Below are 25,000 nucleotides of genomic sequence, written 5' to 3'. Positions count from 1 at the left end.
ATGAACGTCCGCATCACGAACACCGCACTGCGTGCCGACATCCGCCGACTGGGTGATCTGCTGGGCGAGACGCTCGTCCGGCAGGAGGGCCCGGAACTGCTCGACCTCGTCGAGAAGGTCCGCCGCCTGACTCGAGAGGACGGCGAGGCCGCCGCCGAACTGCTGCGCGGCACCGAGCTGGAGACCGCGACCAAGCTGGTCCGCGCCTTCTCGACGTACTTCCACCTGGTGAACGTCACCGAGCAGGTCCACCGCGGCCGGGAGCTGAGGGCCGCGCGGGAACGGGAGGAGTCGGCGCTTGCCCGCGTGGTGAGGCAGGGCGCGGAACATTCCCCTGCTCTCCTCGCCCGCGCCGCCGAGCAGCTGCAGGTCCGTCCGGTGTTCACGGCGCACCCGACGGAGGCCGCGCGCCGCTCGGTCCTCAACAAGCTGCGCCGTGTCGCGGCCCTCCTGGAGGCCCCGGTCACCGAGGCCGACCGCCGCCGCCACGACACCCGCCTCGCCGAGAACATCGACCTCATGTGGCAGACCGACGAGCTGCGCGTGGTCCGCCCGGAGCCCGCGGACGAGGCCCGCAACGCCATCTACTACCTGGACGAGCTGCACGCCGGCGCCGTCGGGGACGTGCTGGAAGACCTCACCACCGAGCTGAAGCGCGCGGGGGTGGCTCTGCCCGAAGGGACCCGGCCGCTCACCTTCGGCACCTGGATCGGCGGCGACCGCGACGGCAACCCGAACGTCACCCCGCAGGTCACCTGGGACGTCCTGATCCTGCAGCACGAGCACGGCATCAACGACGCCCTGGAGCTGATCGACGAGCTGCGCGGCTTCCTCTCCCACTCCACCCGCTACATGGGCGCCACCGAGGAGCTGCTGGCCTCCCTCCGGTCCGACCTGGAACGGCTGCCCGACATCAGCCCCCGCTACAAGCGCCTCAACGCCGAGGAGCCCTACCGGCTCAAGGCCACCTGCATCCGGCAGAAGCTGGAGAACACCAAGCGGCGCCTGGCCACGGGGACCCCACACGAGCCCGGCCACGACTACCTGGGCAGCGGCGAGCTGCTCAGGGACCTGACGCTGATCCAGACGTCGCTGCGCGAGCACCGCGGCGCGCTGTTCGCCGACGGCCGGATGAACCGCACGATCCGCACCCTCGCCGCATTTGGTCTGCAGCTCGCCACCATGGACGTACGCGAGCACGCGGACGCCCACCACCATGTGCTCGGCCAGCTCTTCGACCGCCTCGGCGAGGAATCGTGGCGCTACGCGGACATGCCCCGCGACTACCGGCAGCGTCTCCTGGCAAAGGAGCTCACCTCTCGTCGGCTGCTCGGTCCGGCGCCGGTGGACGCGGCCGGCCAGAAGACCCTTGCTGTGTTCGCGACGGTCAAGAAGGCCCTGGAGACCTTCGGGCCCGAGGTCGTCGAGTCGTACATCATCTCGATGTGCCAGGGCGCCGACGACGTGTTCGCGGCGGCGGTGCTGGCGCGCGAGGCGGGCCTGATCGACCTGCACTCCGGCTGGGCGAAGATCGGTGTCGTGCCGCTGCTGGAGACGACGGACGAGCTGAAGGCGGCCGACACGATTCTTCAGGACATGCTCTCCGACCCGTCGTACCGCAGGCTCGTCGCCCTGCGCGGGGACGTGCAGGAGGTCATGCTCGGGTACTCGGACTCGTCGAAGTTCGGCGGCATCACCACCTCGCAGTGGGAGATCCACCGGGCGCAGCGGCGCCTGCGTGACGTGGCCCACCGCTACGGCGTACGGCTGCGCCTGTTCCACGGCCGCGGCGGTACCGTCGGCCGTGGCGGCGGCCCCTCGCACGACGCGATCCTCGCCCAGCCGTGGGGCACGCTGGAGGGCGAGATCAAGGTGACCGAGCAGGGCGAGGTCATCTCCGACAAGTACCTGGTGCCTTCGCTCGCGCGGGAGAACCTGGAACTGACGGTCGCAGCCACGCTCCAGGCCTCCGCCCTGCACACAGCGCCGCGGCAGAGCGACGAGGCACTGGCGCGCTGGGACGCGGCGATGGACGTCGTTTCGGAGGCCGCGCACGCAGCGTACCGGCGGCTCGTCGAGGACCCGGACCTGCCCGCGTACTTCTTCGCCTCCACGCCCGTGGACCAACTCGCCGACCTGCACCTCGGCTCGCGGCCCTCCCGGCGGCCCGACTCGGGCGCCGGCCTCGACGGTCTGCGCGCCATCCCGTGGGTCTTCGGCTGGACCCAGTCGCGGCAGATCGTCCCCGGCTGGTTCGGTGTCGGCTCCGGGCTGAAGGCGCTGCGCGAGGCGGGCCGACGGCAAGGCGGGGACATGGTGCTCGACGAGATGCACGAGCAGTGGCACTTCTTCCGCAACTTCATCTCCAACGTCGAGATGACGCTCGCCAAGACGGACCTGCGGATCGCCCGCCACTATGTCGACACGCTCGTCCCGGAGGACCTCAGGCACGTGTTCGCCACCATCGAGGCCGAGTACGAGCTGACCGTCAGCGAGGTGCTCCGCGTCACCGGCGGCCGGCAGCTCCTGGACACCCACCCCGTGCTCCAGCAGACCTTCGCGATCCGCGACGCCTACCTCGACCCGATCTCGTACCTCCAGGTCGCCCTCCTCAAGCGCCGGCGCGACGAGGCCGCCACCGAGGCCGCTCCGGACCCGCACCTTTCGCGGGCGCTGCTCCTGACGGTCAACGGTGTGGCAGCCGGACTGCGCAACACCGGCTGAGGGCTCCCCGCACCTGCCCGTTCCGCCCCGGCAACAGACGGCGTACCGGTGCCGATCGATGCCGACACCCTCAGGTTCATGCGACCCACAGGAGCCCTCACCATGACGGACGACCCCTGCACCCCTGACCTCTCGCGCCGCGGTGTGCTGCGCTCCGCGCTCGCCACTACGGCGGCGATCTCCGCCCCGCTCCTGGATGTCACCTCGGGCGCCGCACACGCCGCTGCGAACCAAGGCGGAGCCGACGCCACCGGCCCGGCATCCGTGCGAGGAGCGCTGCACACGGCCCGAGGGGGCACCCGGATCGGAGCGCTGAGCGACCAGTCAGCCGTTCGTACCTTCACCGTCGGCGACACTCGGCTCACTTACGTCGTCGACGGCGCCATGGAGTTGGACCCGGCAGGATTTCTCCCCGCCGTCCCCGCCGAATACTGGCAAGCCCACCCCGAGGCGCTGACCGGCTCCGGCCGCATCGCCGCCTCGGCGGGTGGTGTCCTCGTCGAGCGAGGGCGGCGGAGGCTGCTGATCGACGTGGGCCTCGGCGGCAACGTCCTCTCACCGTCGCTCGGCATCTCCCGCGGCGGCGCCCTGCTGCACACCCTCGGGGCACTCCGCGTGTCACCGGAGTCCATCGACACTGTGGCCTTCACCCACCTGCACACCGACCACACCGGCCTCGGCTTCCTGAGGGACCGCAACCAGGAACTGCACAAGGCGTTCCCCCGCGCCGACTACTTGGTGGCCGGCGCCGAATGGGAACCCTTCTGGCAGGGCGAGATCAAGGTGGGAGCCCCGTCCTGGGACGGGTTCATGGTGCCGATGTCCCGCGTGCTGCAGCGGTTCGACGATGGTGACGAAGTGTGGCCCGGCGTCACCGCGCTGATCACCCCCGGTCACAGTCCAGGGCACACCACATACGTGGTCTCGGCCTCAGGCGGACGGCGGATCCTGGTCCTCGGCGACGCGTTCCACACCCCCGCTCAGATGACCCATCCCGAGTGGCCCTCCGGCCCCGACGTGGACATCGAGGGGGTGCTGCACGCACGCACAACTCTCCTGAAGGAGTTGCTCGCTCCCCGTACCTACGCTTTCGCCTTCCACTTCGGGGACACGGTCTTCGGCCGGGTCGTCCGTGACGACGCTGGGAACGTCCAGTGGCAACCTGCGCCCGCCCGAGAGCTCCTGCCCGCCCCGGTCCTCCTCTCCTGACCATTTGGAGGAGGTGGAGCGCACGAGGGCCGTACGGCGCGGCAGATACGTCCGTACACAGCGGGGGTTGCCGCCGGGTTCGACGGCGACCCGGTCGCCGGTGCACACGACCCGGGCAGCGCTCGTAGCAAAGACAGCCGTCGGTCAACACCTCCCGGTTCCGCACTCGTTCGACAGCAGGACCACCGGCCACCGCTCAAAGCCCCCGCCCGGCGAAGGGCCCCGGCACCTCCCCCGACCCCCGCCTGATCAGTTCCGTCGGCATGACGAGGGTGCGGGGCGGCGAGGTGTCGCCGTGGATGCGGGCGAACAGGAGGTGCGCGGCCATGGTGGCGAGGGCGACGGGATCCTGGGCGATGACGGTGACGGGCGGGGTGAGCCGCTCGGCCAGCGGGAAGTCGTCGAAGGCGATGAAGGCGATCCGGGGCGGCAGTACCGTCAGCGCACCGAAGGCGAGGCTCTCGTTGTCGGCGAGGAGGGCGGTGGGCGGCTCGGCGGAGGCGAGCAGGCTCGTGACGGCCTCGGCGGCGGCCGGCGCCGAGCGCAGGCCGTGGCGGACGAGCCCGGGGTCGGCGGTGATGCCCGCGGCCCGAAGTGCCGCCCGGTAGCCCTGGTGGCGCTCGCCGTTGGTCCAGATGTCCTGTCGGCCACCGAGGTAGCCGATACGGCGGTGGCCGCGCGCGATCAGGTGCCGTACGGCCTCCTCGACCGCGGCGCGGTTGTCCACCACCACGGTGTCCGCGTCCAGGCCGGGTGCGGCCCGGTCCACGCACACGATCTTGGTGCCCTGCGCCTGGGCCGGGCGCAGGAAACGGTGGCTGCCCGCGGCCGGCGTGAGGATGAGACCGTCGACGCGGCGGGCGGTGAAGGCGGCGACGACCTCGCGCTCCCGGCGCGGGTCGGCGCGGCTGGAACCGATCAGCACCACGCTGCCGCGGCGGCGGGCGACGTCCTCGGCGGCGGAGGCGACGGCGGCCATGAAGGGGTCGGCGACGTTGTCGACCAACAGGCCTATCGTCCGGCTCGGTTGGTCCGCGCGGCGCAGCTGGCGCGCCAACTCGTCGCGCTGGTAGCCCAGTTTGCGGACGGCGTCCTCGACTCTCGCGGCGGTCCGCGGGGCCACGCTGCCCGCGCCGTTGACCACGCGGGACACCGTCATCGCGCTGACGCCCGCCTCGGCGGCGACGTCCTTCATCGTGGGGCGGCCGACCACGCCGCAGTCCTCCTCGGCACTCGGGCGGGCACCTCCGGGCCGCTGTGCAACCTCTTGGGAACAGGTCACACACGACCCTTGACGCCCACCCATGGGGCTCCCAGAATCGACGAACTGTTAACGATACCAACGCGAAGGCACAACATGGCCTCTGCAAGGGAACCACTTCTCGCGGCGCACGGTGTGGTCAAGCGTTTCGGTCACGTCCAGGCGCTGCAGGGCGCCGACTTCACGGCGTACGCGGGCGAGGTCGTCGCCCTGATCGGGGACAACGGCGCAGGCAAGTCGACTCTGGTGAACGTCCTGTCGGGAGTGCTCGCACCCGACGAGGGCGAAGTGCGGGTGGAGGGGCGGGCGGTCCGGTTCGGCGGGCCGATGGACGCCCAGCGGCACGGACTTGAGACCGTCTACCAGGATCTGTCGCTCGCACCGGATCTGGACGCGGCGGCCAATCTGTATCTGGGCAGGGAGGTCGTGCGCGGCGGGCTGCTCGGCCGGCTGGGGGTGCTCGACCGGCCCGCGATGCGGCGGGAGGCGGTCAAGGCGTTCGCCGAGCTGGGCGTCGAGCTGAAAGATGTGACGGCTCCTGTGACAACGTTGTCCGGCGGTCAACGACAGTCGGTGGCCGTGGCGCGTGCGGTCGCGTTCGCGAACAAGGTCATCTTCATGGACGAGCCGACGGCCGCGCTGGGGGTGGTGCAGCGCGCCCGGGTCCTGGACACCGTGCGCAGGGTCGCCGACCGGGGCATCTGTGTCGTGCTGATCAGCCACAACATGCCCGAGGTGCTCTCGGTCTCGGACCGGGTGGAGGTGCTGCGGCTCGGGCGCCGGGTCGCCTCGTTCACCGCGGCGGACACGACGATCGAGGAACTGGTCGGGGCCATGACCGGGTCACTGGACGAACCCGCCCGGCCCAACGGGTCCTTGAGGAAAGCGGAGGACGGGCGATGACCGCCGACAGCAGGGAAGTCCGGCCGGCCGCGGCACAGCAGCAGGCCCCGCCGGCGTCGGACGGTGCGGGCAGGACCGTACCGGACTGGCTGCGGCGGGCGGCCGGCATCAGCGAACTGTGGACCTTCGTGATCCTCGTGGTGCTGGTCGCGTTCTTCACCATCGCCGCACCGGGCAAGTTCTTCACCCAGTACGACCTCACGCAGATCGCCGTGAACGCGGCCATCTATCTGGTGCTGGGCGTCGGCATGACCTTCGTGATCATCACGGCGGGGATCGATCTCTCGATCGGTTCGGTGCTGGTGCTGTCCGCGGTGGCCGCGGGCGAGTACAACATCCACCACGGCGGGCCGGACGCCGGCTGGGGCACGGTCGCGGTCTGTGTGGTCATCGCCCTTGCGGTGGGCGCCGGTTGGGGTGTGCTGCAGGGTGCGGTGGTGGCGACCGGGAAGGTGCCGCCGCTGATCGTGACACTCGGCGGTCTGGGAGCGGCGCTGGGGATCGCCGAACTCGCCACCGGGGGCCAGGACCCGGCGGGTGCGGCGGCCACGCATCTGCAGAACAGCCTCGGCTTCGGCAAGGTGCTCGGCATTCCCTGGATGGTGGTGCTGGCCGCGGTGGTCACCGCCGTGTTCGGCCTGGTGCTGGGCGCGACGAGGTTCGGCACGCACACCCTGGCGATCGGCTCCCATCCAACTGCCGTACGGCGGGCGGGAATCGGAGTCGGTCGGCACCTGGTGAAGGTGTACGGGCTGATGGGCCTGCTGGCCGGGCTCGGCGCGGTGATGTGGCTGGCCTCGTACGGCACCACGTCGATCGCCGGGCACTCCACCGACAACCTGAAGGTGATCACGGCCGTGGTGCTCGGCGGCACCAGCCTCTTCGGCGGGCGCGGCTCGGTGCTGGGCACCGTGATCGGTGTGTTCATCCCGGCGGTGCTCACCACCGGACTGATCGTCATCGGCGTTCAGCAGTACTGGCAGGACGTCGCGGTGGGCGTGGTGCTCGTCGCGGCCGTCTACGTCGACCAGATGCGCAGGAAGACCCGAGAGCAGGATTGAGGAGATGTCTCGATGTTGAGCATTCGCAGCAGGCGCAGCGCACTGGTCGCCGCGGGCACCGTACTGGCCCTCACCGGGGCCGCCGCGTGCAGTTCGTCCAGCGGTGGCGGGTCGGGTTCGTCGGGTGGGGCCGCGCACAAGAAGGTGCGGCTGATCACCGGAGTGAAGAGCGACCCCTTCTACATCACCATGACCTGCGCGGCGAAGACGGAGGCGCAGGCCAAGGGCATGGACTTCGGCGCGGACGGTTCCGCGCAGTGGGATGTGTCGGTTCAGCGGCCGCTCCTGGACTCGGTGGCGGCCTCCCGGCCGGACGGGCTGATGATCTCGCCGGTGGACACCAGCGCGCTCACGCCGTCGTTGAAGCAGATCCAGTCGGCGGGCACCAAGGTCGCGCTGGTCGACACCACGGTCACCGACGACTCGATCGGCGTCACCCGTATCTCCTCCGACAACGAGAAGGGCGGCCGGGTCGCCGCCGACGCGCTGGCCAAGCTGATGGGTGAGAAGGGTTCGGCCATCGTGATCAGCGTCAAGCCGGGTGTCTCCACGACCGATGCCCGGATCAAGGGTTTCACGGAGGAGATGAAGAAGTACCCCGAGATCAAGATGCTGCCCACGCTCTACGACAACGACCTGCCGGCCACGGCTGCCTCCCAGATCCAGTCGACGCTGGCGGCCCACCCCGACCTGGGCGGTGTCTTCGCGGGCAACACGAACACCGGCCAGGGCATCGCCACCGGTCTCAAGCAGGCGGGCAAGCAGGGTGCGGTGAAGGTCGCCGCCTTCGACGCCGAGCCCGACGAGGTGGCCTCGCTCAAGGCGGGCACGCTGCAGGTCCTCGTCGCCCAGGACCCGGCGGCGATCGGCAGGGAGGCCGTCGACCAGCTGGCGGCCGCCTTCGAGGGCAAGAGCGTCCAGAAGTCGATCGGCACCAACATGGTCGCCATCACGAAGGCGAACATGAACGACCCGTCGGTCAGCAAGTACTTCTACAGGTCGGGCTGCTGACCGGCCGACGCCGAACGACCGGGTGACTCTGGCGGGTTCACCCGGTCGCGGCGCCCGTCACGAGCCGCACGAGATCAACTCTTCGCGCAGGCAAGCCCGTTGAGGGTGAAGTCGTACGGCGAGGAGTTCCTGCCCTGCCAGGATCCCAGGAAGCCGAAGGTGATCTTGCCGTCTGCGGGGACGGCCTTGTTGTAGTCGGCGGCGGTCGCGGTGACCCGGGAGCCGTCCTGGGAGACGCTCGCGTCCCACATCTGGCCGACCTTCTGGCCGTCCCGGTAGGACCAGGCGACGCGCCAGGTGTCGAGGGCGGCGGCGGTGGTGACGGTGACAGTGGCCTGGAAGCCGTCGGTCCACTGGTTGTCCAGGTGGTAGGCGACCTTGCAGGTGGCGGACGCGCTGTTGCCGGGATCCGGGGCGCTGCTCTGCGTGGTGGCGGAGGTGCCCTGGGGTTCCGGGTCGGAGTGCCTGCCCCCGTCGGGTTTCGTCGGGGTGGCGGAAGTGGTCGGCGAGGCGCTCTTCGGCGTCGGAGTGGCGGACGGCAGGGACGGGCGCGGGGCCGCCACGGGGCTGCTGTCGGTCGGTGCGTCGCTGCTCGCGGCCTCGTTGTCGCTGCCGCCGAACGGCATCATCGACGTGGCCAGCGCCAGCAGCGACACCATGACGGCGGCCACCAGCAGCCCGCCCCGGACGACGCGTGCGCGGTCGACGACGGCCTTCGGTTCGCCGCTCTGCCCGTCTGCCGCCTGCGGCCGCCCCACACCGAGGCGCACCTCGGCGGCCCGGCGGCGGCGTTCCAGGTAGGCGAGGCCGCCCCAGCCGATGACACCGCCGGCGAGGGCCGCGGGCAGCCCGCCGCCCTGCGGACGCAGACAGGCGGCGGCCTCCGCGCAGTCCACGCAGGTGGCGAGGTGCCGCGAGAGGTCCGGCGGGATGTCGGCGGCGGGCGACCTGGTGATCGCGTCGAGGAGGCGCGCATAGCTGCGGCACTGCGCGTCCATCGGCGTGTCGAGGTGGTTGCGGTGGCAGCGGTCCCTGAACAGGCCCCGCACCTGGTCGAGTTCCTCGCCCACGAGGGCCGGGTCGAGGCCGAGCCGGCGGGCCACCACGGACCGCGGCAACGACTCCACCTCGGCCAGCCACAGCAGCGCCGCATCCGCCTCCTGGAGGTCGCGCAGGCCGCGCAGGGCGATCGGGCGGCGCAACGGGGGGCCGGTGTAGCGGGCGGCCTTCTCCGAGTTGAGCCACAGGCGCAGATCGGGGTCGAGGTCCTGGCCCTGACCGTCGGCCTCCCAGGCCGCCGCCGTGGTGCGTACGGCGGTCAGCAGCAGGGGGATCACGGGGAGCCGGGGCGAGCGGCGGCCGTTGCTCCGGGAGCCTCCGGTCTCGGCGGCGCGGACCTCGCGGATACCGAGCGCGAACGCCTCCGTGGCCAGCTGAGTGGCCGCGGTGGCGCCGGCCGTGCACAGATCGGCGTAGGAAAGCACCGCGTCCCAGCACTCGGAGAACAGCGCGGCCTCGGCAGCGTCCTTCGGGTTCGGCAGGTCGGGCATGAGTCTCCTGCATCCACAAGCGAGGTCAACTCACCAATTTCGGCGAAGGAGTTGGGGGGAACCTCGCGGCAGGACAGGAGCCTTTCACGCTTTCAACACAACTGACAAGCGCTGTCTTCAGTTGTCCTGACAGAACCTGTGAACCGGCCGGAGACACAACTCCGGCCTCTTGTACGGACGGGGACCCGATTTGACTCAAAGTCCCCGTCCGCCACTCACACCTCCGCCGCCTCCTGAGCCGGGAGACTGTCCATGAACGAGCTGACCGAGAACACCGCGCGGCCGGGTCCGGGCGGGCCGTATCCGGGCGGCGAGGAGAGGCCGAAGTCGTCCATGGTCTGGCGATAGGCCTGCAGCAGCCGGATGTGGTACTCCAGCGGGGCGCCCTGCGGGTTGGCCTTGCCGAGCGGGGTGGTGGGCTCGGGGCACCAGGTGGTGAAGCGGGGCGTGATGCCGTGCGACATGAAGAAGCGCAGTCCCTCGGTCGTGGACTCGATGGCCTCGTCGACCGTCTTGAACCCGAAGGGCTCGGCCATCTCCACGCCGGCCACGAAGTTGGGGATGACGTTGCGCGCGCCGAAGATCTCCGCCGAGTCGAGGATCCGCCTGTGCCACTCCTCGCGGCCGACGTAGCGCTCCTTGCCCGGGCAGTACATCTTGAACAGATACTCGTCCCACACCTCGTAGTTGGGGTGGTAGATCTGCACGCCGTAGTCCTTGAACCGCTTCACGTCGTCCTTGGGCAGCGCCTGGGCGACGACCTTGCCGATCCAGCGGCCCGGGAAGTGCTCCTCGATGGCCTTGGCGTACATGCCGTAGAAGTCGGCCTCGTCACGGCCCTGGAGCCTGGAGGTGATGGCGCCGCCGGTGAGGGTGTAGGCCGTGGAGACCTTCGCCGTGTCGTAGCGATTGATGATCTCCAGGGCTTCCAGGACCTCGTCGACGTCCTTCACACCGGTGTACGGCCGCCCGGCGGCCTTGTGCTGGCGCCAGTTGTGGTTGATGTCGCAGTACTGGCACTCCTCCTTGGCGCCGAAGTACTGGCAGACCCGGAAGACGGTGAGGTAGATGAGGTAGCCCCACTGGATGGTGGGGGCCACCTCCATCACGGACTTTCCGTTGGAGAGCGTGTGCTTGTAGTACTCGGGCATCGGTGGCACACCCACGTCGGCGACGCGCTTCCCATCGAGGTAGAGCCCGAGCATCCCCTCATCGTCTGCGGCGACGCGGTACGGAGAGGACGGGTTCACCCGCACCGATACGACGGTACGCCGCAGGTCGTACGGCCCGCCAGTGAGGATGATCTCCTCCGGGGGCCGCCGCAGAGCAGCCTCGCCCAGTTCCGGCAGGGTGCCGTGGTCAAAAGAGAAGATGAAGTACGACTTCGGCTTGACCTCGCCGCGCTCGTTGTCACTCAAGGCCGATGGGTCGAAGGCCACGCCGCCACGGAGCAGGTCCTCTTTGAAGACGGCCTCCCGTGGCACGTACGGGAACCGCTCCATCAGGTCCTCGACCAGCGCGGTACGGCTGTCCATCCCTGTCTCCTCCCAGCTCAGACATACGACTCTCACGGTACGCCTGAGCTCGCCAAGGCCGCCCAGGAGGGGGGTGAGCACTACCGGCACACCGTTGCTGCAGACGACCTCAGCGTCTTCCAGCATCCCCGGCATTTCTGCCGGAAAGGTTCGTGGCGGTGTCACCAAAGAGTGAGGGCTTCGGTGTCCTGACGACGATCTCTCGCTTCTTGCTGCCGCTGGTGCGGCAGGGTTGCGCCACCTGCCCGCCCGCCTCGGCCGGGGTTCCGGCCGGGACGTTGGCGGCGGGTCTTACGGTCGGCTCCACGAGGCTTCGACACGCTGGGCGCGTCCTGGTCTCCGGCCACTCCGGTACCAGTCGATGCGGCCGCTGCGAGAGCGGCGAGGTTACTGGCTGCGTTCTCGTCCCGGTCCAAGACCAAGCCGCAGACATCGCAGGTGAAGACTCGGACGTGCAGCGGCAGCTTGGCTTTCACCGCGCCGCATGCCGAGCAGATCTTGCAGGAGGGATACCAGCGGTTCGCCACGATCGTGCGGCATCCGTTCCACTGGCCTTTGTAGGTGAGCTGGCAGCGGATCTCCCCGAATCCGGCATCGGCCACTCGGCGGGCGAGTCGTTTGTTGCGGAGCATTCCTGCGACGTTGAGGTCTTCGATCACCACGGTGCCGTACTCGGTCCGGACACGGGTGGTGAGTTTGTGCAGCGCGTCGGTACGCAGGTTCGCCACGCGGTGGTGGATCTTGTTGCGCTCGGCGTTGGCCTTCTCCCATCGCCTCGACGGCTTCTGGCCGGTCCTGCGGTCCGGACCCTCCCGCCGGGAGGCTCGGCGGGAATGGAATCTCGGTAGCTTGAGGGCGCCGTCCAGGTGCTTCGGGTTCGGCTCGTAGCGGATCTCGCCGGAGCTGTCGGCCAGGATCGCCAGATGTTTCACACCCAGGTCGATCCCGACCGCAGTGTGCGGGCGGTCGACGCGTGTGATCTCCCGGGCAGTCTCGACCTGGAAGGAGGCGAACCAGCGCCCGCGCTCATGCCTGACGGTCGTGGACAGGATCCGCGCCGCCCCGGCCTGGATGAGGGCCAGGAGCTTAAGCGTGGGTTCGTGGGTACGCAACGTGCCCAGCCGAGGCAGGGTGACGTGGCGGCCGTCAGGTTCGATGCGGATCGCGCCGGTGGTGAACCGGCAGGCCAGGCGGGCCTTCCGCTTCGACTTCCGGCGCGGGACACCCACCCTGGCACTCTTGCGTTTGCCCTGCTTGGACTTGGCGTAGTTGTCGAACGCGGCAGCCGCGTTCGCCAGCCCGGTGCTGTAGGCCTCCTTGGAGTTCTCCTCCCACCAGGCGGCGAATCTCGGGTCGGTGGTCTTGACCTGGTTGAACTCCTTGCGCAGCGCGGGCAGCGACCACGGCCGCCACGGCGTCAGCTCCTCATCACCGATGCCGTAGGAGACTTCCGCCTTGCGCTGCCACCACGAGGCGGTCACCCACGACACGGCCCAGTTGTAGGCGGCACGGGCGGCGCCGCAGTGCGAGCGCAGCGCCTGCTCTTGCCCAACGTTTGGGTCAAGGGCGAACCGATAAGCCTGCACCAGGAAACCGGCTCGCGGCCGAAACTTCCTGCTCACTCGGCAAGCTCTCCCCCACTTGAAGATCCCTCGCCGCACTCAACGAGCATCCGACCTGAAGGTCACGCATTCGATGCACGACCATCCGTTCGCACCCCCTCACGCCTCCCGTTCCAACGCCCCCAAATCCACCGGATGCGCCAACTCCCCTCCCGCCACCAGCCGTGCGGCCTCCTCCGCGACCGTCATGCCGAGGCGGGACAGCTCGTTGCCCTGCGAGCCCGCGAGGTGCGGGGTGACGAAGGCGCCCGGGAGGTCGTAGAGCGGGGAGTCCGCGGGGAGGGGCTCGGGGTCGGTGACGTCGAGAACGGCGTTCAGACGGCCGGTGCGGACCTCGTCGACCAGGGCCTCGTGGTCGACGAGGCCGCCGCGTGCGGTGTTGATCAGGGTCGTACCGGCCGGCATCAGGGCGAGTTCCCTGCGGCCGATCAGGTGGTGGGTCTCCGGGGTCTCGGGCGCGTGGACGGTGACGATGTCCGAGGTGCGCAGAAGGTCGTCCAACGGCAGGAGTGCCGCGCCGAGTTCGGCCGCTCGCGGCTCGGTGACGTACGGGTCGGTGAGGCTCACGCGCAGGTCGAAGGGTGCCAGTAGCTCGATGACGCGGCGGCCGATGCGGGAAGCACCGATCACACCGACCCGGCGGCCGTGGTTGCCGATGCCGGGGACGACGCCCCAGCCGGGATGGGACCGTGTGGTGCGCAGGCGTTCCCGGGCGCCCAGGAGGTCCTTCCCGGCGAGCAGGATCATCGCGAGCGCGTACTCGGCGACCGGCAGGGCGTTGGCCGCGGCGGCCGAGGAGACCGCGATGCCGCGCCGCCAGACCTCGGGCGTGGTGAAGCCCTTCACCGAGCCCGCCGAGTGCAGGACCGCGCGCAGTTTCGGTGCCGCGTCGAGGACGGCGGCGTCCAGGCGGGGGCAGCCCCAACCGGTGACGAGGATCTCGGTGCGCGCGAGCACCTCACGGACGCGCGGCTCGGCGAAGTCCCCGGCGATCAGGTCCGGATCGACGTCCAACGCCTCGCGCAGTCGCGCAAGGACCCCTGCGGGGAAGACGAGCGGCAGGTTCTCGGCGGTCATGGCGAACAGAGCCTGGGGACGCTCGGGCAAGGGGCGGGCCCTCCGGCTTCGTCGAGGAAGTTGTAGAAAACGCTCTCCACGGTAGGTCCCGGCAGATGAGAGGGTCAATGCAGAGGGTCCATGCACACGCACTCGCCGGAGGGACGACAGGAATGACGGAGACCGTCACCAACTGGGCAGGCAACATCACCTATGCGGCAAAGGAGTTGCACCGCCCCCACTCGCTCGACGCGCTCAGGACCCTCGTGGCCGGCAGCGCGAAGGTCCGCGTCCTGGGCAGCGGCCACTCCTTCAACGAGATCGCCGAACCCGGCCCCGAGGGCACCCTGCTCTCGATCGCCGGACTGCCGCCGGTGATCGACGTGGACACCACGGCCCGCACGGTACGGGTCTCGGGCGGTGTCCGGTACGCGGAACTGGCCCGCGTGGTGCACGCACACGGGCTCGCGCTGCCCAACATGGCCTCCCTGCCGCACATCTCCGTCGCCGGTTCGGTGGCGACCGGCACCCACGGCTCGGGGGTGGCCAACGGGTCGCTGGCGGCACCGGTGCGCGAGGTGGAGCTGGTCACGGCCGACGGCGACACGGTACGGATCGGGCGGGGCGACGCGCGGTTCGACGGCGCCGTCACCTCGCTGGGCGCGCTCGGCGTCGCGGTCACCCTCACCCTCGACCTGGAGCCGGCCTTCGAGGTCGAGCAGCACGTGTTCACCGAACTCCCCCTCGCCGGGCTGGACCCGCAGACGTACGAGGCGATCGCGGCGGCGGCGTACAGCGTGAGCCTGTTCACCGACTGGCGGGAGCCCGGCTTCCGGCAGGTGTGGCTCAAGCGGCGTACCGACCAGCCGCTCCCGGACTTCCCGTGGGCAGCGCCCGCCACCGAGAAGCTGCATCCCGTGCCGGGGATGCCGGCCGTGAACTGCACGGAGCAGTTCGGGGTGCCGGGGCCGTGGCACGAGCGGCTGCCGCACTTCCGGGCGGAGTTCACACCGAGCAGCGGGGCCGAGCTGCAGTCGGAGTACCTGCTCCCGCGGGAGCACGCCGTCGACGTACTGCATGCCCTCGACGGGATCCGGGCGACGGTGGCCCCCGTGCTGCAGACCTGCGAGATACGCACGGTCGCCGCCGACCAGCAGTGGCTGAGCCCGGCCCATGGGCGGGACACCGTGGCGGCGCACTTCACCTGGATCGAGGACACGCAGGCCGTGCTGCCGGTGGTGCGGCGGCTGGAGGAGGCACTGGACTCCTTCGACGCCCGCCCGCACTGGGGCAAGGTCTTCACCACGCCGGCGGCGGTGCTGCGCGGCCGGTACCCCCGGCTGGCCGACTTCCGGGCGCTTGCGCGGGGGCTGGACCGGGACGGAAAATTCGCCAACCCGTTTGTGCGGACAGTGCTGGGCGACTGACCTCCGAAGGGCTTTATAAACCCCCTTTCCTAACCCCTTGTCGAAAGTCCCCGGCAGGCCATAGCCTTGCGCCGCGCCGGTGCCGACCTGCCCGGTCCGCCTGGCTGAAGGAACGGGGGTCGACCGGTGCTGTGTCTTCCCGGGGGACAACCCCCGGACCCCCGGCCAGGGCGTCGCACCGGAGGTTCGGCAGTAAGGGGAGTTCGATGAAACGCGGCACATCACGTGACATCCGCACCGCGAACCGCTACGAGGTGCTGCGCCAGATCATCGCCGCGTCTCCCACCTCCCGGCAGGAGCTGGCGGCCGCCACCGGTCTGAGCCTTGCCACGGTCGCCACGCTCGTCGGCGAGCTCCTCGATCTGCGGATGATCACCGAGGTCGGGTTCGAGGACTCGGCGGGCGGCCGCCCCCGGGGTCTCGTGGCGGTCAATGCGTCGGGGGGCGCGTTGATCGGCGTCGACATCGCGGAGACGTACGTCCATGTCGAGCTGTTCGACCTGGCGCTGAACGTCCTCGCCCGCGCCGAGGAGGACGTCCGCCCCGGCGAGAGCCTCCCCGAGCAGCTGGTCGGTCATGTCGCCGCCGCCGTCGGCTCGGTGGTCACGCAGGCCGGCATCGAGGGTGCGCGGGTGCTGGGCGTGGGCGTCAGCGTGCCGGGGCAGGTGGACCGCGCCACCGGCATCGCCGAGTACGCGCCGAACTGGGACTGGCACGACGTGCCGCTGCTCGACCTGCTCACCGAGCACATCGCCTACCCCCTCTACCTGGACAACCCGCTGCGTGCCGTCGCGGTCGCCGAGCTGTGGTTCGGGGCGGCGCGCGGACGCGGGGACGCCGTCGTGGTCACCCTCGGGACCGGCGTGGGCGCCGGGCTCGTCCTGGGCGGCGGGCTGCACCGCGGGATCAGCAACAGCGCCGGCGAGTGGGGCCACAACACGATCGTCCTCGACGGCCGGCTGTGCCACTGCGGCAACCACGGCTGCGTGGAGACGTATGTCGGAGCGCCCGGAATCATGCTGAACCTGCGGGAGCTGAGCCCCCAGAGCCCGCTGCTGCACCCGGAGGACCAGACGGCCACCATCGCCGCGCTGGCCCAGGGGATGCGCGAGCACGACCCGGTGGCGGTCAAGGTGGTCCGGGACACCGCCCGTTACCTCGGCGCCGGCATCGCCGACCTGGTCAACCTGTTCAACCCCGAAGTGGTCGTGCTCAGCAGCTGGGTCGCGGCCGCCCTCGGCGAGCCTCTGGTCGCGGAGGTGCGCGAGGCCGTCGCCCGGCACGCGCTGCCGCGGCCGATGGCCGCCACCGAGATCGTCCTCTCCCCGATCCCCACCGACCCGGCGTGTCTGGGTGCGGCGACGTTCGCGCTGGAAGGCGCGCTGCAGTCCGTCGGGCAGAGGAATGCGAAACGCACCACCCCCGCAAGGAGCCGTACCGCACCACCTTCATGACGACGGAAGGGATGCACGTGCCTCACCCCCACCCCCGCAGATCCGCCCTGTTGACGGCCGCAGCCGCGCTCGCCCTCGCGGGTCCCCTGATATCCGCCCCGCCCTCCTCGGCCGCCACCCCCACGGCGGCCGAGATCTCCCCGCACGCCGCCCAGACCATCGACGACATCGGTGCGTCGGGCGCCTGGTGGGTCAACGACCTGCAGCACTTCAAGCCCGAGGTGCAGGCCCGGGTCGCCGATCTGCTCTTCTCCCAGCAGGGCCTGGCCCTCTCCTCCTACCGCTACAACATCGGCGGTGGCGGCACCGCGGTCACCACCCCGGCCCGCGCCGCCCAGGACTTCCTGGGCGCCGACGGCTCGTACAACTGGAGCAATGACAAGGGCGGCCGTACGTTCCTCAGGTACGCCGCGAAGTACGGCGTCAGGGACCTCATCGGCTTCGTCAACAGCGCGCCCGCGCAGTGGACGACCAACGGCCGGAGCTGCGGCGGCCAGTTGAAGGCCGGCAGCGAGGCGGACTACGCCAAGTACGTGGCGGACGTGACCGACCACTTCGCCGAGCAGGGCGTGAAGCTGGACTACATCAGCCCGTTCAACGAGCCGGACAACGACTTCGGGGACTGCGGCCAGGAGGGCATGAAGGTCACGGTCGACCAACGCGACGACATCGTGCGGGCCTTGGGCGCCGAGCAGCGGGCCCGCAAGCAGCGGACGTCGATCATCGCCGACGAGTCCAGCAAGACCACCCAGTTCACCGACGAGCTGCCGCAGTGGATCTCGCAGCCGGGCACCGCGCAGTACGTGTCCGCGCTCGCCCACCACACCTACAACAACCCCGACGACGGCCAGCTGGGCAACGTCTACGGGACGTCGAGGACGGTCGGCAAGAAGTCCTGGGCCACCGAGATCTGCTGCTTCGGCAAGGGCGGCACGGGCTGGAACCAGGAGTACGACCCCACCATCGACAACGCCCTGCTGATGTCGCGGATCATCTACAAGGACTTCGCGAGCTCGCACGACTCGGCGTTCCAGTGGTGGGTGGCCCTGGCCAGCGGCTACGGCACCTCCCCCACCGAGCGCAACGACACGGGCTGGAACGACGGCCTGATCTACTACGACCCCGACTACGCGACGAACGGCAACCAGAAGCTGTACTTCACCAAGCGGTACTACGCGCTCGGCCAGTACAGCAGGTTCGTGAGGCCGGGCTCGGTCGCGCACAACGTGACCGGAGCGCCGGACGGCGTCGAGGTGTCGTCGTACGACCGGAACGGCAAGTGGGTGGTCGTGGTCAACAACCACAACTCCACCGACACACCGCTGAGTTTGCACTTCAATAACAAGACGCCGGTGCGGGCCGAGCAGGCTGTCCGGACCTCGGCCACGGAGGACTGGGCGAACGTCGCCAGGCCGACGGTGAGCGGCGGCACGGCGTCCACGACCCTCGCGGCCCGCTCCGTCACGACGTACGTCTTCGACCAGAAAGGCCGCGGCGGCTCGGCGATCACGGGCGCGCTGCAGGGCAGGCAGTCCGGAAAGTGCCTGACCGCGGGCGCGTCCGGGGCCGCCATCAGCACGTGCACGGGCGGGACCGAGCAGTCGTGGTCGTACGACGGCAAGGGCGCCCTGAAGGGCCCGAACGGCTATCTCACGGCCGGGAGTTCGGGCCTGACGACGACCGCCGACTTCACCGGTGACGCAGGCCAGCGCTGGCTGCTGAACGCCAACGGCCAGATCCTCAGCGAGGCGTCCGGCAAGTGCCTGGACGTCAGCGGGCAGGCGACGGCCGACGGCAGCAAAGTGATCCCGTACAGCTGCAACGGCGGGACCAACGAGGTCTGGAACAAGGCCTAGCTCCCTGCACCGAGGGCCGCCGGCCGCACCCCGACCCGGCGGCCCTCACCCCCCGCACCCACCCTCGCGTTCGGGATTCCGAACCGGATTTAACGCTTCGAACAGACTTCGTCCAACCCCTTGCCGAAGCCTTAGCCGAAGGTTAACGTCCCCGCACCACCACGCAATTCGAGCCACGCAGCAGCCAGGTGCGCTGGAGCCGTGGAGCCGCAGCCGCCAACGAGACAAGGACGTCAGCATGTCGGCAATGAGCAACAGCAACTTCTCCCGCCGGTCCATATTCCGGGCCGCCGCGGGCATGGCCGCCGCCGGCACGCTGGCCGCGTGCGGCAGCAACAACGGGCGTGGGGGCGGGTCCGGCGGGTCCGGTTCGGGCACGCCGCTCACCCAGTACTTCCACGCCTACGGCGAGGCGGGCACGGAGCAGGCCCTCAAGCGGTACGCGGCGGCCTACAAGAAGGCCAATGTCAGCACCAACTGGATCACGGGCAACAACTTCGAGTCCGCGCTCTTCGCGGCGCTGCTCACCTCGAAGGCGCCCGACGTCTTCGAGTTCCACCCCCAGCTGCAGCTCGTCAAGAGCGGCCAGGTGGCGGACCTGACCGACATCATCGACCCGGTCAAGAGCGACTTCAACCCGAACGACATCAAGTCCCACACGGTCGACGGGAAGGTCTACGGGATCCGGATGATCGACGACCCGCAGTTCTTCTACTACCGCAAGTCGATGCTGGAGAAGGCGAAGGTCGAGGTCCCGACCACACTCGACGAGCTGATCGAGGCCGCCGCCAAGCTCACCACCAACAAGGTCAAGGGCGTCTTCCTCGGCAACGACTTCAGCGCGATCCAGAACCCCATCATCTGGTCCGCGGGCGCCGACACCATCAACGAGAAGAACCAGATCGCCTATCACACGGACGGAGTCGTCGAGGGCCTCAAGAAGCTTCGCACGCTGTTCACCAGCGGCAACGTGCTCCTCGACGCCCCGACCGACTTCTGGGACCCGTCCTCGCTCAACCAGGGCCTGTGCGCCATCCAGTGGGGCGGCATGTGGTCCATGCCGGCCATGCAGAAGGCGCTCGGCGACGACCTGGGCATCTTCCCGTTCCCGAAGATCGGCAGCGCGGGCAAGCAGTCCGTCTACAACGGCGGCTGGTCGATCTTCGTCAACGCCAAGGGCAAGAACGTCGAGGCGGCCAAGGAATACGTGAAGTGGCTGTGGATCGACCAGACGCAGTACCAGGAGGACTGGGCCACCTCGTACGGCTTCCACATCCCGCCGCGCACCTCGATCGCCAACAAGGCCGACAAGCTCAAGTCGGGTCTGCCGGCCGAGGGCGTGAAGCTCTTCACCGACTACGGCCACTTCGACAACATCGCCTACGACCAGACGATGCAGACCGCGTTCGCCGATGTGATCGCGTCCTCCGTCCGTAAGAACGGCAACCCCGAGGCGGCGCTGGACACCTGCGACAAGAAGGTCAACGTCGAGCTCAAGAAGCTGTTCGGATAGGCCGCCGGGAAGACCACGACATGTCGACCACCACCACACGCGGGGTCGCCCAGCCCGCCCCGGCCAAGGCCTCCCCGGCCCGGCCGCGGCGGGGCCTGCGGGGCAACGCCACCCTGAACTTCTGGCTCTTCACCGGGCCCTTCCTGATCGGCCTGGCGATCTTCGTCTTCGTGCCGATCGTCTGGAGCATCTGGCTCAGCTTCTTCGACGCCCGCTACACCGTCACGCCGAGCCATTTCATCGGTTTCGACAACTACAAGCAGATCCTGACCAACAGCGAGTTCCCCGGTTCACTGGTGACGTTCACCGTGTTCGCCGCGTTCATCGTGCCGACCACCTGGGCGCTGTCGCTGGGCCTCGCGCTGCTGGTCAACCGGCTGCGCTTCATGCGGGCGTTCTTCCGCTCGGTGTTCTTCCTGCCGACCGCCGTCTCGTACGTGGCCGCCGCCCTGATCTGGAAGATGTCCATCTTCAGCGGCGTCCGCTTCGGACTCGCGAACACGGTCATCGGCTGGTTCGGCGCCGACACCATCGCATGGATGTCGAACCCCACCCCGCCCTGGTACTGGCTGGTCATCGTGACCCTGCGACTGTGGATCCAGTCCGGTTTCTACATGATCCTCTTCCTGGCGGCGCTGCAGAACATCCCGACCGAGCTGTACGAGGCCGCCGCCATCGACGGGGCGAAGAAGGGCTGGCAGACCTTCCGGTACATCACGCTGCCGCAGCTGCGCGCCACCTCGACCGCGGTGATCCTGCTGCTGCTCATCGCCGCCTACCAGGCGTTCGACGAGTTCTTCAACATCATCGGACAGAAGGCGACCTGGGCCCAGACACCGCTCATGGTGCTCTACAAATCGGCCCTCGGCACCAGCCAGGACTACGGCGCCGGCAGCGCGGGCGCGGTCATCCTGTCGCTGCTCATCTGCCTCGTCACCCTGATCCAGGGCAAGTTCATGGGCTTCGGAAGGGGGGATGAGTCCAAGTGACCACCACCGCACCTCAGGTCGGCAAGCAGCGCAAGAAGGGCCGGGGCGTATTCGGCAACACAGGGCTGTACATCGCCGTCGGCGTCGCCGCGCTGCTCTTCCTGATCCCGTTCTACCTGATCGTCCGCAACTCCCTCTCCACGGACCTGGAGATCACGGGCGAGAACTGGAAGGTGCTGCCCTCCTTCCAATGGGGCAACATCTCCGAGCTGTTCGACGACCCCACGGTCGACTTCGGCCGCTCCATGATCAACTCGCTGGTGGTCGCCGTCCTGACCACCTTCGGCACTCTGCTGGTCTGTTCGCTGGCCGGCTACGGCCTGGCCCGCATCCCGTACAAGCACGCCAACAAGGTCTTCTACGCGGTCCTGGCGACCCTGATGGTCCCGACGGCCGTCACCTTCGTGCCCAGCTTCGTGCTGGTCTCTTCACTCGGCTGGGTGGACACCTACCGCGGTCTGATCATCCCGGGCCTTTTCAGTGGTTTCACCTGCTTCCTTTTCCGGCAGTACTTCCTCGGATTCCCGAAGGAGCTGGAGGAGGCGGCACGCGTGGACGGGCTCGGCTACTGGGGCGCGTACTGGCGGATCGTCGTGCCCAACTCGCTGAACTTCTTCGCGGCGATCGCCACGATCACGTTCATCAGCGCCTGGAACTCCTTCCTGTGGCCGCTGGTCATCGGCCAGGACCCGAGCTCCTGGACCGTCCAGATCGCGCTGTCCTCCTTCATGACCAACCAGACCGTGAACTTCCATCTGATCTTCATGGCCACCGCCATCTCCATCCTGCCCCTGATCTTCGTGTTCCTCTTCCTCCAGCGCTGGCTGGTCCAGGGGATCGCGCAGACCGGTATCAAGGGCTGACACCCGCAATCCCGAGACCTGGAGACCGATGACTTCCCGCACCACCTCCCCCACTCTCGGCTCCGCTCGAGCGGGGGGACCCCCATCCATCGACTACGTCGAGGACGTATCCCCCGGCAGCGGGGCCCTCCAGCCCCGCGCCTGGTACCCGTCCTCCGACGCCAAGTCGCTCTCCCTGAACGGAAGTTGGCGGCTGCGCGTATCGCCGACCATCGACGCCGAGGACGACTCGTTCGCCGAGCCCGGATTCGACGCCGACGGCTGGCCCGAGGTCACGGTCCCCGGCCACTGGGTCCTCCAGGGCGACGGCGCCTTCGGCCTGCCCATCTACACCAACCACCTCTACCCCTTCCCGGTCGACCCGCCGCACGTCCCGACCGAGAACCCGACCGGCGACCATCTGCGCGTCTTCGACCTGCCCGCGGACTGGCCGGCCGACGGCGGTGCGGTGATCCGGTTCGACGGCGTCGAGTCCTGCGCCCGCGTCTGGCTGAACGGCACGGACATCGGCGAGTTCAAGGGCTCCCGGCTGCCGCACGAGTTCGCGGTCGGGCACCTGCTGAAGCCCAGCGGCAACGTGCTCGCCGTACGCGTGCACCAGTGGTCCGCCGGCTCCTACCTGGAGGACCAGGACCAGTGGTGGCTGCCCGGCATCTTCCGTGACGTGACGCTGCTGCACCGCCCGGCGGGCAGCGCCCTCGACTTCTTCGTGCACGCCTCCTACGACCACGTCACCGGCGAGGGCACCCTGCGCGTCGACTCCGACGTCGACGGGCGGGTGACCGTGCCCGCCCTGGACATCGATGTCTCGACCGGAGAGTCGGTGACGGTGCCCGTCGAGGCATGGACCGCCGAGACGCCGAAGCTGTACGACGGCGTACTGGCCACGGACGGCGAGCGTGTCCCGCTGCGCATCGGCTTCCGGACCGTCGTCCTCGAGGACGGTCTGATCAAGGTCAACGGCAAGGCGGTCCTCTTCAAGGGCGTCAACCGCCACGAGTGGCACCCGGAGAAGGGCCGCGCCCTCGACCTCGACACCATGCGCGAGGACGTGCTGCTGATGAAGCGGCACAACGTCAACGCCGTCCGCACCTCCCACTACCCGCCGCACCCGGCCTTCCTCGACCTGTGCGACGAGTACGGCCTGTGGGTCATCGACGAGTGCGACCTGGAGACCCACGGCTTCACCGAGCAGGCCTGGCGGGACAACCCGGTCGACGACGACCGCTGGACCCCGGCCCTCCTCGACCGCGCCGCCCGCATGGTCGAGCGGGACAAGAACCACCCGTCGGTCGTCATCTGGTCGCTGGGCAACGAGGCCGGCACCGGGCGCGGCCTCACCGCCATGGCCGAGTGGATCCACGGCCGGGACGCCTCACGCCTCGTGCACTACGAGGGCGACTGGAACTCCCGTGACACGGACATGTACTCGCGGATGTACGCCTCCCACGCCGAGGTCGAGCAGATCGGCCAGGAGCTGGACGGGGGCACGCACAAGCGGCGCCGGCTCCCCTTCATCCTCTGCGAGTACGCGCACGCCATGGGCAACGGCCCCGGCGGACTCGCCGACTACCAGCGGCTGTTCGAGACGTACGAGCGTCTCCAGGGCGCCTTCGTGTGGGAGTGGATCGACCACGGCATCACCCACCCCGAGCTGGGCTACGCCTACGGCGGCGACTTCGGCGAGGAGCTGCACGACGGGAACTTCGTCTGCGACGGACTGCTGTTCCCCGACCGGACTCCGTCGCCGGGCCTTGTGGAGTTCAAGAAGGTCGTCGAGCCGGTCGGCATCGAGGGCTGGGGGTCCCCCCAAACGGAGTTTGGGGGAGGCTCCGCCGGCACCGTACGGGTGACGAACAAGCAGGACTTCGCCGACCTGTCCGCCTTTGCGTTCGAGTGGTCCTACCAAGTGGACGGCGAGACGGTGGAGTCGGGCTCCCTGTCGGTGCCCGCGCTGGCCCCGGGCGAGTCGGGCGAGGTGAAGCTGCCCGAGCCGCCCGCCGACGGTGGCGGCGGCGAGACGCAGTGGACGGTGCGGGCCTCGCTCGCGGCCGACACGACCTGGGCGCCCAAGGGCCACCCGGTGGCGTGGGGGCAGTTCGCGGTGGCCGCGAGGCCGTCGCCGAGGATTGCGGCGACCGACGGACCCGTCCTCGGCGAGCGTGTCATCACCCTGGGCCCGGCCTCCTTCGACGCCCGCACCGGTGCGCTGAGGACCATCGGCGGGGTCGCGGTGAACGGCCTGCGCCTCGACGTGTGGCGGGCGACCACCGACAACGACGAGGGCGCCGAATGGGTGACCGGCACCAGCTTCGCGGAGCTGTGGCGCAAGTACGGCCTGCACCGCATGCGGCACCGGCTCGACGGCGTGGAGACCGGCGACGACGCGCTGACCGTGCGGACCCGGGTGGCCCCCGCCGCCTGGGAGTTCGGCCTCGCGACCGTGTACCGCTGGACCTCCGACGGCAACCGGCTGAAGCTGACGGTCTCGGTGGGCCCGGAGGGTGAGTGGACGGTGCCGCTGCCGCGGCTCGGCGTCCGCTTCGGGCTCGACGCGAGCGCCGATCGCGTGCGCTGGTTCGGTGGCGGCCCCGGCGAGGGGTACGCGGACACCAAGTCGGCCTCGCAGCTCGGCCGTTGGGAGTCCACGGTCGACGGACTGCAGACGCCGTACCTCCGCCCGCAGGAGAACGGCGCCCGCGCCGACGTCCGCTGGGCGGAGATCGGCGGGCTGCGCATCGAGGGCGATCCGGAGTTCTCCTTCAGCGCCCGGCGCTGGACCACGGAACAGCTGGACGCGGCCGCGCACCGCACCGACCTCACACCCGGTGACACCGTGTGGGTCAACCTCGACCACGGCCTGCACGGCATCGGCACCGGGTCGTGCGGCCCGGGTGTTCTGCCGCAGTACGCGCTGCGTGCCGAGCCGGCCGAGTTCTCCTTCGTGTTCTCGGAGATCAGTTGAC

General features: G+C 69.6%; 17 protein-coding genes and 1 pseudogene. 12 read left to right on the top strand and 6 right to left on the bottom strand.

The annotated features are described in order from the left end of the window. Together ppc and AB0N07_RS31620 are read left to right on the top strand one after the other, a co-directional pair. On the top strand, positions 1-2,724 hold the full coding sequence (gene ppc / locus AB0N07_RS31625; RefSeq protein ID WP_365840886.1) for a phosphoenolpyruvate carboxylase: 2,724 nt from the start codon (positions 1-3) through the stop codon (positions 2,722-2,724). Positions 2,725-2,802: 78 nt separating this feature from the next. After that, positions 2,803-3,933, top strand: coding sequence for an MBL fold metallo-hydrolase (locus tag AB0N07_RS31620; protein WP_365840884.1), 1,131 nt, complete (start codon positions 2,803-2,805; stop codon positions 3,931-3,933). Here AB0N07_RS31620 and AB0N07_RS31615 read toward each other — a convergent pair. After that, positions 3,931-4,047 (bottom strand): annotated as a pseudogene (locus tag AB0N07_RS31615) (GTPase RsgA); the annotation flags it as partial. The gene AB0N07_RS31620 and the pseudogene AB0N07_RS31615 sit on opposite strands and share 3 nt — an antisense overlap. Positions 4,048-4,129: 82 nt before the next feature. Then, complete coding sequence (locus AB0N07_RS31610; RefSeq protein WP_365840882.1) at positions 4,130-5,146, bottom strand: LacI family DNA-binding transcriptional regulator; 1,017 nt, start codon at positions 5,144-5,146, stop codon at positions 4,130-4,132. A 144-nt stretch (positions 5,147-5,290) separates the two neighbouring features. Between AB0N07_RS31610 and AB0N07_RS31605 the strand changes: the two genes are divergently transcribed. The 3 genes from AB0N07_RS31605 to AB0N07_RS31595 are packed head-to-tail and all read left to right on the top strand — an operon-like array spanning position 5,291 to position 8,169. Next, entirely contained in the window at positions 5,291-6,097 is an 807-nt protein-coding gene (locus tag AB0N07_RS31605) for an ATP-binding cassette domain-containing protein (RefSeq protein WP_365840880.1), read from the top strand. Further along, entirely contained in the window at positions 6,094-7,158 is a 1,065-nt protein-coding gene (locus tag AB0N07_RS31600; RefSeq protein ID WP_365840878.1) for an ABC transporter permease, read from the top strand. Before AB0N07_RS31605 ends, AB0N07_RS31600 begins: the two co-directional genes overlap by 4 nt. A gap of 12 nt (positions 7,159-7,170) precedes the next feature. Beyond that, a complete protein-coding gene (locus tag AB0N07_RS31595; protein ID WP_365840876.1) occupies positions 7,171-8,169 on the top strand; it encodes an ABC transporter substrate-binding protein in 999 nt (332 codons plus the stop codon). A gap of 74 nt (positions 8,170-8,243) precedes the next feature. Here AB0N07_RS31595 and AB0N07_RS31590 read toward each other — a convergent pair whose 3' ends face one another. The 4 genes from AB0N07_RS31590 to AB0N07_RS31575 all read right to left on the bottom strand — a co-directional run bounded on the left by AB0N07_RS31590 (position 8,244) and on the right by AB0N07_RS31575 (position 13,983). Then, positions 8,244-9,719, bottom strand: a complete 1,476-nt coding sequence (locus AB0N07_RS31590) for a cellulose binding domain-containing protein (protein WP_365840874.1) — start codon at positions 9,717-9,719, stop codon at positions 8,244-8,246. Between the two features lie 215 nt (positions 9,720-9,934). Then, a complete protein-coding gene (locus AB0N07_RS31585) occupies positions 9,935-11,254 on the bottom strand; it encodes a radical SAM protein (RefSeq protein ID WP_365840872.1) in 1,320 nt (439 codons plus the stop codon). A 161-nt stretch (positions 11,255-11,415) separates the two neighbouring features. Further along, the gene (gene tnpB, locus AB0N07_RS31580; protein WP_365840906.1) at positions 11,416-12,840 is read right to left on the bottom strand and encodes an IS607 family element RNA-guided endonuclease TnpB; all 1,425 of its coding nucleotides are present in this window, start codon (positions 12,838-12,840) and stop codon (positions 11,416-11,418) included. A 135-nt stretch (positions 12,841-12,975) separates the two neighbouring features. After that, complete coding sequence (locus AB0N07_RS31575; protein ID WP_365840870.1) at positions 12,976-13,983, bottom strand: hydroxyacid dehydrogenase; 1,008 nt, start codon at positions 13,981-13,983, stop codon at positions 12,976-12,978. 122 nt (positions 13,984-14,105) lie between these two features. Between AB0N07_RS31575 and AB0N07_RS31570 the strand changes: the two genes are divergently transcribed. From AB0N07_RS31570 to AB0N07_RS31540, 7 genes are all read left to right on the top strand, one after another. After that, positions 14,106-15,359, top strand: a complete 1,254-nt coding sequence (locus AB0N07_RS31570; RefSeq protein ID WP_365840868.1) for an FAD-binding protein — start codon at positions 14,106-14,108, stop codon at positions 15,357-15,359. A 206-nt stretch (positions 15,360-15,565) separates the two neighbouring features. Continuing rightward, the gene (locus tag AB0N07_RS31565; RefSeq protein ID WP_365840866.1) at positions 15,566-16,813 is read left to right on the top strand and encodes an ROK family transcriptional regulator; all 1,248 of its coding nucleotides are present in this window, start codon (positions 15,566-15,568) and stop codon (positions 16,811-16,813) included. An 11-nt stretch (positions 16,814-16,824) separates the two neighbouring features. Continuing rightward, on the top strand, positions 16,825-18,669 hold the full coding sequence (locus AB0N07_RS31560) for a glycoside hydrolase (RefSeq protein ID WP_365840864.1): 1,845 nt from the start codon (positions 16,825-16,827) through the stop codon (positions 18,667-18,669). Between the two features lie 238 nt (positions 18,670-18,907). Next, positions 18,908-20,182: a sugar ABC transporter substrate-binding protein gene (locus AB0N07_RS31555; RefSeq protein WP_365840862.1), complete on the top strand. Its 1,275-nt coding sequence runs from the start codon at positions 18,908-18,910 to the stop codon at positions 20,180-20,182. 20 nt (positions 20,183-20,202) lie between these two features. Next, on the top strand, positions 20,203-21,171 hold the full coding sequence (locus AB0N07_RS31550; protein WP_365840859.1) for a sugar ABC transporter permease: 969 nt from the start codon (positions 20,203-20,205) through the stop codon (positions 21,169-21,171). Beyond that, complete coding sequence (locus AB0N07_RS31545; protein ID WP_351467331.1) at positions 21,168-22,034, top strand: carbohydrate ABC transporter permease; 867 nt, start codon at positions 21,168-21,170, stop codon at positions 22,032-22,034. The genes AB0N07_RS31550 and AB0N07_RS31545 overlap by 4 nt, the downstream gene beginning before the upstream one ends. Before the next feature lie 28 nt (positions 22,035-22,062). Continuing rightward, complete coding sequence (locus AB0N07_RS31540; RefSeq protein WP_365840857.1) at positions 22,063-24,999, top strand: glycoside hydrolase family 2 TIM barrel-domain containing protein; 2,937 nt, start codon at positions 22,063-22,065, stop codon at positions 24,997-24,999. The last annotated feature ends 1 nt before the right edge of the window (position 25,000 follow it).

Origin of the sequence: Streptomyces sp. NPDC051172 (assembly GCF_040682555.1) — a bacterium.
GTDB lineage: Bacteria > Actinomycetota > Actinomycetes > Streptomycetales > Streptomycetaceae > Streptomyces.
Note: the sequence above shows the minus strand (reverse complement) of the source record. Positions and strands in the feature narration are given on the sequence as shown.

What these genes read in the sequence shown, in the direction of transcription:
- AB0N07_RS31560 (WP_365840864.1), top strand. Translation starts at nt 16,825, where the DNA reads ATGCACGTGCCTCACCCCCACCCCCGCAGATCCGCCCTGTTGACGGCC.
- AB0N07_RS31620 (WP_365840884.1), top strand. Translation starts at nt 2,803, where the DNA reads ATGCGACCCACAGGAGCCCTCACCATGACGGACGACCCCTGCACCCCT.
- AB0N07_RS31600 (WP_365840878.1), top strand. Translation starts at nt 6,094, where the DNA reads ATGACCGCCGACAGCAGGGAAGTCCGGCCGGCCGCGGCACAGCAGCAG.
- AB0N07_RS31590 (WP_365840874.1), bottom strand. Translation starts at nt 9,719, where the DNA reads ATGCCCGACCTGCCGAACCCGAAGGACGCTGCCGAGGCCGCGCTGTTC.
- AB0N07_RS31570 (WP_365840868.1), top strand. Translation starts at nt 14,106, where the DNA reads ATGACGGAGACCGTCACCAACTGGGCAGGCAACATCACCTATGCGGCA.
- AB0N07_RS31595 (WP_365840876.1), top strand. Translation starts at nt 7,171, where the DNA reads ATGTTGAGCATTCGCAGCAGGCGCAGCGCACTGGTCGCCGCGGGCACC.
- AB0N07_RS31605 (WP_365840880.1), top strand. Translation starts at nt 5,291, where the DNA reads ATGGCCTCTGCAAGGGAACCACTTCTCGCGGCGCACGGTGTGGTCAAG.
- AB0N07_RS31540 (WP_365840857.1), top strand. Translation starts at nt 22,063, where the DNA reads ATGACTTCCCGCACCACCTCCCCCACTCTCGGCTCCGCTCGAGCGGGG.
- ppc (WP_365840886.1), top strand. Translation starts at nt 1, where the DNA reads ATGAACGTCCGCATCACGAACACCGCACTGCGTGCCGACATCCGCCGA.
- AB0N07_RS31565 (WP_365840866.1), top strand. Translation starts at nt 15,566, where the DNA reads ATGAAACGCGGCACATCACGTGACATCCGCACCGCGAACCGCTACGAG.
- AB0N07_RS31585 (WP_365840872.1), bottom strand. Translation starts at nt 11,254, where the DNA reads ATGGACAGCCGTACCGCGCTGGTCGAGGACCTGATGGAGCGGTTCCCG.
- AB0N07_RS31550 (WP_365840859.1), top strand. Translation starts at nt 20,203, where the DNA reads ATGTCGACCACCACCACACGCGGGGTCGCCCAGCCCGCCCCGGCCAAG.
- AB0N07_RS31555 (WP_365840862.1), top strand. Translation starts at nt 18,908, where the DNA reads ATGTCGGCAATGAGCAACAGCAACTTCTCCCGCCGGTCCATATTCCGG.